Raw genomic sequence first — 946 nt, forward strand, 5'->3', positions numbered from 1 at the left:
TCTCCATCGTCCATGCGGGCGAGGGCCGCGATCTGAACGACGTGCTGATGGGGGATGACACATGACAGACGATCCGCTCGACCGGGTCCGCGGCGCCTTTGCCGCCGCCGACGATGTCGACATGGGCGACATGCCCGAGCCGGACGCCCCCGGCGGCCCCGAGGACCCGGGCGGCGGCGCGGAGCCCCCGCACCCCCCTGAGGGTGGAAATCCCGACGACCCGCTCGGGCCGGTCCGGGCGGCAGCCGAACAGCCGCTGAACGACTATGGCAACGGCCAGCGCTTCTGCATCCATTTCGGCCAGGATCTGACCTTCGTGCCCCGGGTCGGCTGGTTCGTCTGGACCGGCACCCATTGGGAAAAGGACCCCGACGAGCTCGCCGTCCGGCGCAAGGCCCAGCGGATCTGGGCGCTGATCGAGCAGGAGGTCGAGTTCCTCGAGCCGACCAAGGCCGAGAAGAAGGTGATCGCCGAGGAACGGGACCTGCTGGCCCGCCTCGCAGCCCTCGAGGCCCTGCCCGAGGCCGAACGCGGGACCGGCCATGACGAGGAATGCGGCGGCATCCGCGCCCGGCTGCGCGCGATCGAGGCGATCCTGAAGGACCGCAAATCGCTGATCGGCCGCCGCCTGACCCATGCCAAGAACGCAGGCAACAGCGGCCCCATCGGCAACATGATCGAACAGGCGCAGCCCGCGCTCGCCCGCGCCTATGAGGATCTCGACGCCGATCCGCTGACCATCAACACCCTTTCGGGCACGCTGCGGTTTTCGGCGGCGGGGGCCGAGGGGATGTCGCCCGTGGCCGAGATGCGCGTCCAGCCTGACCACCTGCGCGAGGACCTGCTGTCGAAGATCATGCCGGTCGCCTATGACCGCACCGCAAAAGCCCTGCGCTGGGACGCCTTCCTCGAGGAGATCCTGCCCGACGCCACCGTGCGCGAGTTC

Annotated in this window: 1 pseudogene; it reads left to right on the forward strand. The window is 69.8% G+C overall.

From position 1 onward, the window contains the following. Positions 1-61: 61 nt before the first annotated feature. Positions 62-946, forward strand: a pseudogene (locus tag BYZ73_RS21310) (DNA primase family protein); the annotation flags it as partial.

Source organism: Rhodovulum viride, from assembly GCF_003265965.1.
Classification (GTDB): domain Bacteria; phylum Pseudomonadota; class Alphaproteobacteria; order Rhodobacterales; family Rhodobacteraceae; genus Rhodovulum; species Rhodovulum kholense.